A 7791-nucleotide genomic window follows, 5' to 3' on the forward strand; every position below is an offset into this window, starting at 1 on the left:
GTTTCGGTGACCATACTGGGAGCTAACGAAAGTGGCAGGCCGGATTTTAGGCAAGGCTATCTTGAGTTGAAAGTAAAACGCGAGGCTTTTCAACTGGATGTGCGGCTGATTGCTCCTGCATACCGCTTTGAACCGCGGCAGACGGTCGGGCTGGATTTGCTGGTCAAGGATCAGCGCGGCAATCCCCTTCAGGGTGAATTTTCTGTTGCGGTGGTGGATAAGGCAATTTTTGCGTTGAGTAATCCGAATGCTGCCGATATCGTCACTGCATTTTATGGCGAACAACCGTTGGGGGTGTTTACCAGCCTGTCGCTGGCTGCTTATATCGGCCGAATTCCTCTGCTGCCGCGTGGCCTGGGCGGTGGTGGGGGCGGTGATGCTCTCCAGTTTTCTCTGCGCAGTGATTTTCAGGATACCGCCTTCTGGGCAGGAGCCGTTGAAACCGATTCCAGCGGCTATGCACGGATTGAGTTTGCCCTGCCCGATAATCTAACGACCTGGGTGGTGATGGTGCGCGGGCTGACCCGCGATGCGCGAGTCGGTGAAGCATCCCGTGAAATTGTGGTCAGTAAAGATTTACTGATTCGCCCGGTGCTGCCGCGGTTTGTGGTGGCCGGCGACCGGCTGGAGATTGGGGCGGTGGTTCAGAACAATACCGACCGCCAACTGGATGTCACCATTCGACTGCAAAGCAGCGGGTTGGCTCTGGAAGATCCGGCGTTGGAACGACAAGCCCTTCAATTGGCGGCAAACAGCCGCCAGCGGGTGAACTGGTGGGTCAAAGTAGAAGATGTTTCCTCCGCATCCCTGATCTTCGCTGTGGAAGGCGGCGGTTTGCAGGATGCGGTCATGATTTCCGGTGAGGATTTACCCATCCGCCGCTACACCACTCCCCAATCCTTTATGACCGCGGGAATCCTGGAACAGGCGGGTGAAGTACTGGAAGTTGTCAGTTTGCCGCGTTCGTTTACCCCCAGCAATGGCAATTTGGGGGTGGAATTGTCTCCCAATCTGGCGGGGAGTGTGCTGGCCGGTCTGGATGGGATGGAGGATTATCCAGATGATTTTGTCGAGGTAATCCTTTCCCGATTGTTAGCCAATTTGAGTTTGTATCAGTTGAGCCGGGAGGTCAATTTTGCGACGCCTGACCTGAACGAGCGCTTGCAACAAAATATCCGCCGCGACCTTGACCGACTGATTGGTAAACACCAGACCGACGGTGGTTGGAGTTGGTTGGCAGGAGAACCCAGCGACTTTTTCCTGAGCGCTTACGGCTTGTGGATTCTGGATCAGGCGAGCGCAGCCGGTTTTGTGGTTGAGCCATTCCATATCATGGATGCCAACCGTTTTGTAACCGCCAGTCTGTATACACCGGAGATGGTACAGGAAACCTCGAAATTGGATCAACTGGCTTTTGCTTACTTTGTGCTCAATCAAAACGGCCGTCAAAATCAAGTGCCACCGGAATTAGTCCGCTTACGGACACGGTTGAATCCGTGGGGCCAGGCATTCCTGGCTATGGCACTCAACGCCGGTGGGGACTCTCAATCGGCTGAGACAATTCTTGCCGATTTGCAAGGCGCCGCCATTCGCTCTGCTAGCGGGACTTACTGGCGGCAGGCAGAAGACTCGTTGTACCGCTTTGCAAATACCTATGCTTCCACTGCCATGGTGCTGATGGCGCTGCTTGAGATTGACCCGGCCTCACCGCTGGTCGGGGATGCCGTGCGTTACCTGACGCTCCAACGCGGCGGGCATGGCTGGGTGAACAGTTTTGGCAGCGGCTGGGTGCTGGCAGCTCTATCTCGCGCCGTTCGGGCAACCGGTGAATTGCAGGGTAATTACTCCTTTTCTGCCGTCTTGAACGGCGCGGTGATTGCCAGCGGACAGGCGAGTGGCGCACAGACCTTCAACCCGGTGCGTGGTAGTGTCTCGGTGGCTCAACTGCCCTCAAACCGCAATGCGCTGCGTATTCAACGCGGTGCCGGTAGCGGACGATTGTATTACCGCGCGGTGTTGGAGGTGGGTCAGCCGGTAGAAACGGTGCAGCCGATGGATGGAGGAATCGTCCTCAGTCGGGAATACTATCTGGAAGGGGCTGACTGCGGGGTAGACACCTGCCTGCCAGTCACCAGTGTCAACCGTTCGATGAGCAATCCGGTCGTGCAGGTGCGCCTGTCCGTCACCGTGCCTCAAGACCTAACCTATCTGGTGGTGGAAGATTACATTCCTGCCGGTGCGGAGATTGTGAATACAACCCTGCAAACTACCCGGCAAGGCAGCGAAGTGGAGCAAATGATGTTTGTGAATCAGGATCGCTTCAGCCGCGGCTGGGGATGGTGGTACTTTCATGAACCGCGCATTTTTGCTGATCACATCCGCTGGGTGGGGGCATATGTGCCGGCCGGGACGTACGTGCTGACATACCGGTTTATTCCTCTTCAGGCAGGCGAGTTTCGGGTGCTGCCAGCGCGGGCATATGCCTATTACTTCCCCGATGTTCAGGGCAGGACAGGCGGTACCGTGTTCAAGATCGAATAAAGAGGCCGAACTTAATCAGTTGGTGGCGTGGAGAGTTCATCCAAAATGGTGGAGAGCCGCTCCAAATCCGCCAGCAGATTTTCAAGCGTTTCGCGCCGGGCGGCTTGCGGCATTTCGGATTGGGTGGACTGCGAAGAGGACTTCATCAGCAGGCTGCCAAGCCGCTCGGCTTCTTCTGGCAATAATTGACCGTCACGGACCAGTTGATCCAACCGCTGCGATAATTCCTGATTGACCAGCTGATCGAAATCAACACGACCAAATAGAGAGGCCAGCAGGGTTTGCCAGTTTTTTTCACCGAGATCGATCCAGCGGTCGAACGGGTTGGGCGGCAGCCAGCCGCCCAACCGCTTTTCGGCGCTGAACAAGGCCTGTAACATTACCAGGGTGGTCAGGTCAACACCACTGTCATGGTCAATGACCTGAATTTCCTCCCCTTCCCGCAATAATCTGGCAATCTCCGGCAGGGTGATATAACGCCGGTTGACGGTGTCATATAATTTGCGGTTGCTGTAGCGTTTGATGTGCAGCATCAAGAACCGGTCTACTCGCTGCGTTCTTTGCGTAATTCTTCAATCTTTTTGCTCAATTCAGCAATTTTGGCGCTGAGTGCTTCAATATCCGCTTGGGTGACCGGAGCTGGGCGACTTTTCTGAGCAGCGGCACGGCGTTCCTGTTCCAGTTTCTCGCGTTTCTCCATGATCTCTTGAATCATTTTTCGCGCATCTTTTTCGGCCAGTTCGCCTTTTTCTACCAGACGGTTGACAAATCGCTCAATTTCTTCCTGAGCCAGGGCAGCGGCACCGATGCCTGCCAGCAGGATTTTGCGGGAAAGTTCGGTGAATCCGCCGCGACCGGCGACATCTTCCACAAATTCGTGTTCAGTTCGTTTTGCCATTTCGACCTCCTTTTGATAACGCAATGCGTTATATCCAATATAACGCATTGCGTTATGATTGTCAATAGTTGATTCACTCACCCCCTGTCCGGTTAAGGATAAAAAGAATCTTACCTGAGGGCTGGTCAATTAGCAGCAATTTTCTTTATTGACTTTTGGGTTAGGAGGTATATAATCGAATTGTTGATAAAAAAGGTAATATTATTCTAAAAATAACGCAGCCTGTAATAAGTGATTTTACCCAAAGCAGACACTCAGCCCTATGGTTTTGATGGATAGGATCGAGTAGTTTTTATATTTAAGGCCGGAAACGTATTTCCCCCGGCCTTAAAGGAGGTCTTATGAAGATTTGAAAGTCATCCTGGCCATATTGGCCTGTTGGTTTTCTTAATCCGATTCGATTGGTCAAGAGGAGTATCTGATGAAATCACGTGACAAAAAAGAGGAAGAACCAACCCAAGAGGAACCATTCTATCCTCATCCTTCTTCGGAAGAAGTCCAGGAAGAAATTTCACCCGAAAATCCATGTTCTCCACCCACCGGAGAAATAACCAAACCCAAAGGCGATTGTCATTGCGGGGGACGTTCCCGCAAGACCAAAGAAAAGGAACAGATTACAGAGATTTTGAAACGGGTACCGGGAGTCAAAGTGGACGATTTCCGCAAGCCCAAACAACGACCCGGTACAAAAGCAGATTGCCTTTGCTGTGATTTACCAACTGTGGATGCCATTGTGCCCTTGATGGCAGAGATTTTTAATCGTTTTACGAAAGGCGAGGGTCCGCGCCCCGGATTTGAGGAGATGATTTATACGGCGCTCTCGCGCCTTAGCAAAAAACAAGTAAAGGCGCTCGAAAAAGGATTTGAGGGCTACGAAAACCTCTCGCCCCGTCTGCGTAAATGTTTGTTCGATGAACGATTGGCGGATAAAGTCCGCGGTGATGGAGTTCAGCCTGGGGATGTGATCGAGGCTTTTATTCTTGAAGGGCTGGCTTACACGGCTCAAACCCTGATGTCCCATTCAAAGGGTGTGAAAGGTCCCGGCCAGGTCAGAATCTGGGATGCAGTTCTACCTCCTACTCCTAACGGTTCTCAACAGCCGCGGATTTTCAGCGGCCCATGGCCATGGTTGACTGCCATCCGGCCGGATGTAGGCGATTATAAAGAGTACGGCAGTGTGGCGAGCTTTCGCTCTTCATTGGAAAATGTTTACACGTTCCAACCTTATCAAATTGCCAAAGATTGTAGCGTTTCGGTAAATGTCAACAAACCGGGTGAACTGATTGCCAATTGCACGCCAAAAACCCCACCGCCCCCTCCGCCGGGAGCCTTGTTTCCTAACTTTTGTGAAGGGGGGCAGGAGTACACCTTCAACGGGCAATGTCTCCAATTTCCAGTAGTTGAACCCGGTGCCACCCTTTGCTTGAGAGGATTCAATTTCATAACCGAAACGGTCAAGGTATGGTTCGTGAATCGGGATACCGGCTTAAAAATTTCTCTCGACGCACCAGTTTTTGGAGATTTGGAAACACCGGTAAAGGATGAAACTGGTCATACCATTCATGATTGGCGGGTATCTGATTCAGTGGTGGTCAATGTTCCTAAAGAGCATCCTCAACAACCCGGCGCCCCTTTTCCGCCCGGCCTTTATGATGTGTGGATTGAGGTAAATAATGTGCTTTCGGCAGTTTATGCAGGCGGCGTTGCCCCCCGGCTAAAGTCCAATAAACTAATCCTTCAAATTGAACCCGATCCCAATATCGCCTTTCATTTTTGGAGCGAAAACGGCCGTTGTTACGAGGAAACGGATGGTCTGGGTTCAGATGAAATCTGGTTTGACGCATGGGTTGCCCACTTAATACCGGCTTCGATGCCTTCTGGAAAACATACCCTTGCGCCGGTGAAGCATGTTGAGTTTAATCGGGACGCCTGGGATGATATGGACTCAGGAGAAGACTCAGGCGCCTATAGCGCTGATTTCTGGAACGGTTCCTTCAATCGAGGGTTGATGGCAGCCGGTCTGATTGGCTTTGAGGTGGACAGCGAGTCGGCGGCTAAAGAACAATTGCGGGATTTTGGCTCGGCCTTTGTTCATTACCTTGAAAGTGTCTGGCAAGGAGCCGTTGCGATGGAAGGCACGGCTGCATCCATCGCAAAAATGATTTCGTTGACATTGACCCAGGGATTGATCGTTCTGGCGGTTGTTGCGGCTTTGATTCTTATTGTGGGGCTGTTCTGGGCTGCCTGGGCACCAGCCGACCGGATAGCCGTGGATTTGATCACACTGGATGCACGCAAAGCCTGGAATTTGACCAGTCCAAAGGGACAACTACCCCCCGTTGAGCGTTACAGATTCGAAGAAGTATCCACAAGTCATAATCCAAAACCCAAAGCCCCTGACACTCCGGCAACCGTTCGATATGTAGTAGAGCACCGTTATGTTACCCCGGAAGATGGGGAGGATTCGGATTACGGCGTTACTTTCCAGTTGACTCGCATGTAAACTGTTGTATGGTCCCTGAACGGCTTTGCAGCTTCAAAATGGCTGCAAAGCCGTTTTGTGATTAATAGCGGGGGTCAGGAATTTTTTAAGTTAATTTTGTGATGAAATTCACATGACATTCATCAAAAATAATGATATACCTATACCAGCGATCGTGTTTCCCCTTTTACGTTGTTAATCAGGTGTGGTCAGGCAGATTTTTTTAACGGCGCGTCGGCAGACATTTCAATCTTAAGACTCACTCCACGGAGGAAAAACCATCATGCTCCATCTCTTAACGGCGGTCGGGATTCTGGTGTGTGCAATTCAGGCCATCCGCTCCCGGCGCTTGATTGTTTCAGCGCTGTGGCTGGCAGGCACTAGTGCGCTGGTTGCGCTGGAATTGTATTTGCTCGGCGCGCCTGAAATCGGGGTTATCGAATTGAGTGTCGGTGCCGGGCTGGTGACGGTTTTGTTCGTTTTTGCTATCAACCTGACCGGCGAGGAAGCCACCGATTTGAAGGGATTGATCAAAGAGCCGCTGGCTGTGGTGGTAACCATTCTTATGGTGGTTCTGCTGGGAATTTTACTGGTTCCGGGGGTTGACCGGGCTGCACCATCTTTGGGTGAACCCGCCTTAAAAGCGGTATTGTGGGGCAATCGTCAAATGGATGTGATCTTGCAGGCGGTACTGGTGTTTTGCGGCGTGCTGGGGGTTTTGGGTTTGTTAGGCGAGAAGGAATCAACCCCGACAGGCCAGACTCATCTGGAGGAGAAGGGATGATTCTATCCGTTCCTAATGTGGTCATTCTGATTGTGGTTGGACTGCTGGGGATTGGCATCTATGCGCTTTTGACCGTTCGCAATTTAATTAAAGTTGTGGTAGCGCTGCAAATTATGGTCAAAGGGGCAATGCTGGCACTCGTACTGGCCGGCCGTTTGCAGGGCCAGGAAAACCTTGGGCAGAGCATGGCTTTAACCGTGATCGTTGCCGACACCATTGTGGCGGTCGTTGGTCTGGCATTGGCCGTGCAGGTGCGACGGGTGGTTGGCAGTCTGGACTTGAGAGCGTTGACCACGCTGCGGAGGTAGCCTATGGCGATGACCTGGCTGATGCTGACAATTGGCTTACCGTGGCTGGGGGCGCTGGTCATCTGGCTGGTTGGTGACCGGGACGAAAAATTTACCCACCTGCTGGCTGTGGCGTTTTCGGTTGCCGCGGGTGGGGCAGCCCTGCTTCTATTACCCTACGGCAAAGAACGGCTGTTATTTGCCATTCCGATGGGAGGGGTTTTTGGCGATTTCACCTTTGTGGTGGATGGATTGGGTGTATTTCTGGCCGCCATTGCCACAGTCGTTGGTTCGCTGGCGGTGATTTTCTCGGTGGATTACATGCACGGTGAACAGCAGCTGGCCCGCTACTACGCCTTTGTGCTGTTTTTCATCGGCGGGATGGCCGGGCTGGTGCTGACCAGCAACCTTTTGTTGATGTTCTTTTTCTGGGAAATTACAGCCTTATGTTCGTACGCGCTGATTTCCTTTCATAATGATGACCCCAAAGCTGTTGCCGGCGGCATCAAAGCGCTGATCATCACTCAATTCGGCGGAATTGGCTTGCTGGCCGGGGCATTGCTTTTATATGCTTACACCGGAAGTAATGATTTTCAACCGCTGCTGGAAAATCCGGCCATCGTGCCGGCAGGGGTATTGGCGTGGATGGGGTTTGGCTGTTTGATAGCGGCGGCGGCAAAATCGGCACAATTCCCCTTCCAGACCTGGTTGCCGGATGCGATGGAAGCCCCTACACCCATCAGTGCGCTGATTCATGCAGCCACAATGGTCAATGCAGGGGTGTATCTGCTGGCGCGCT

Annotated in this window: 7 protein-coding genes; 5 read left to right on the plus strand and 2 right to left on the minus strand. The window is 52.4% G+C overall.

Annotated features, from left to right (window positions below; genetic code table 11):
- Window positions 1-2541 (plus strand): alpha-2-macroglobulin family protein (locus tag VAE48_RS01985; RefSeq protein WP_322791634.1); only part of this gene is annotated, 2541 nt, incomplete at its 5' end.
- Between the two features lie 11 nt (window positions 2542-2552).
- On the opposite strand, the gene VAE48_RS01990 is transcribed toward VAE48_RS01985, so the two are convergent.
- A complete protein-coding gene (locus VAE48_RS01990) occupies window positions 2553-3074 on the minus strand; it encodes a polyhydroxyalkanoate synthesis regulator DNA-binding domain-containing protein (protein ID WP_322791635.1) in 522 nt (173 codons plus the stop codon).
- An 11-nt stretch (window positions 3075-3085) separates the two neighbouring features.
- Entirely contained in the window at window positions 3086-3439 is a 354-nt protein-coding gene (locus tag VAE48_RS01995; RefSeq protein ID WP_322791636.1) for a phasin family protein, read from the minus strand.
- A 421-nt stretch (window positions 3440-3860) separates the two neighbouring features.
- On the opposite strand from VAE48_RS01995, the gene VAE48_RS02000 reads away from it, so the two are divergent.
- The 4 genes from VAE48_RS02000 to VAE48_RS02015 all read left to right on the plus strand — a co-directional run.
- Window positions 3861-5942, plus strand: a complete 2082-nt coding sequence (locus tag VAE48_RS02000) for a hypothetical protein (protein ID WP_322791637.1) — start codon at window positions 3861-3863, stop codon at window positions 5940-5942.
- Between the two features lie 262 nt (window positions 5943-6204).
- Window positions 6205-6705, plus strand: a complete 501-nt coding sequence (locus VAE48_RS02005; RefSeq protein ID WP_322791638.1) for an NADH-quinone oxidoreductase subunit J — start codon at window positions 6205-6207, stop codon at window positions 6703-6705.
- Window positions 6702-7013: an NADH-quinone oxidoreductase subunit K gene (locus VAE48_RS02010; protein ID WP_322791639.1), complete on the plus strand. Its 312-nt coding sequence runs from the start codon at window positions 6702-6704 to the stop codon at window positions 7011-7013. The genes VAE48_RS02005 and VAE48_RS02010 overlap by 4 nt, the downstream gene beginning before the upstream one ends.
- A gap of 3 nt (window positions 7014-7016) precedes the next feature.
- Window positions 7017-7791, plus strand: a 775-nt coding sequence (locus tag VAE48_RS02015; protein WP_322791640.1) for a proton-conducting transporter membrane subunit, incomplete at its 3' end; no start/stop codon positions are given.

Origin of the sequence: Bellilinea sp. (assembly GCF_034432615.1) — a bacterium.
Lineage (GTDB): Bacteria > Chloroflexota > Anaerolineae > Anaerolineales > Anaerolineaceae > Bellilinea.

Excerpts from the sequence above, each read along its gene's own strand:
- VAE48_RS01990 (WP_322791635.1), bottom strand. The coding sequence starts at position 3,074 with ATGCTGCACATCAAACGCTACAGCAACCGCAAATTATATGACACCGTC.
- VAE48_RS01995 (WP_322791636.1), bottom strand. The coding sequence starts at position 3,439 with ATGGCAAAACGAACTGAACACGAATTTGTGGAAGATGTCGCCGGTCGC.
- VAE48_RS02000 (WP_322791637.1), top strand. The coding sequence starts at position 3,861 with ATGAAATCACGTGACAAAAAAGAGGAAGAACCAACCCAAGAGGAACCA.
- VAE48_RS02005 (WP_322791638.1), top strand. The coding sequence starts at position 6,205 with ATGCTCCATCTCTTAACGGCGGTCGGGATTCTGGTGTGTGCAATTCAG.
- VAE48_RS02010 (WP_322791639.1), top strand. The coding sequence starts at position 6,702 with ATGATTCTATCCGTTCCTAATGTGGTCATTCTGATTGTGGTTGGACTG.